Genomic DNA, 665 nt, shown 5'->3' with positions numbered 1-665 from the left:
CCCAGCATTTCTTAACGCGGAGCAGCGAGAACAATTAAGTCAGTATCAGTCAAGCTCCCACCCTATTCTCCAGAGCTAAAACCGATAGAACAAGTGTGGAGTAGGTTAAGACAACACTATCTCGCCAATCCATCTTTTGCGGATTACGAAGGCATTGTCTCCAAAGTATGTAGGGCTTGGAATAGTTTTTTGGAATGTTCGGCCAGAGTCAGACAGATGTGTTCGAGAAGATGGATAGACCTGACAAGTGAATGTTCCAAACTAGTACACAATCGGTGGTTAACACAAATACCTTCTAGTTCTCAAACGTCAGAAATGACGAAAGCCTGCAAATTACTTTGCAGGCTTTCTATGTAGTGGCGGAGAGATAGGGATTTGAACCCTAGGTACGCTATTAACGTACGCCGGTTTTCAAGACCGGTGCTTTCAACCACTCAGCCATCTCTCCACAAATTGTCCTAAAACTTAGTCTTACTTAAATAATGCTAGGTTTTAGTTTTGCTCTTAGACTTTAATAATCTAAAAGCGGTAAGTAAGCCTGGCGATGTTCTACTCTCACATGGGGAACCCCACACTACCATCGACGGACCTATTTCCGTTTCACTTCTGAGTTCGGTAATTGGGTTCAGGTGGGTCCAAAACGCATGGTCGCCAAGCAAATTCTT

Annotated in this window: 1 protein-coding gene, 1 tRNA gene and 1 rRNA gene; 1 reads left to right on the top strand and 2 read right to left on the bottom strand. The window is 43.8% G+C overall.

The window, feature by feature from the left end; genetic code table 11:
* The first annotated feature begins 33 nt into the window (after nucleotides 1-33).
* Nucleotides 34-357: a transposase gene (locus CIK04_RS35955; protein ID WP_369597210.1), complete on the top strand. Its 324-nt coding sequence runs from the start codon at nucleotides 34-36 to the stop codon at nucleotides 355-357.
* Here CIK04_RS35955 and CIK04_RS31735 read toward each other — a convergent pair.
* Nucleotides 358-448, bottom strand: a tRNA-Ser gene (locus CIK04_RS31735).
* Between the two features lie 88 nt (nucleotides 449-536).
* Nucleotides 537-656, bottom strand: a 5S ribosomal RNA gene (gene rrf / locus CIK04_RS31730).
* Nucleotides 657-665: the final 9 nt, after the last annotated feature.

The organism is Vibrio sp. 03_296, from assembly GCF_002265885.1.
Note: the sequence above shows the minus strand (reverse complement) of the source record. Positions and strands in the feature narration are given on the sequence as shown.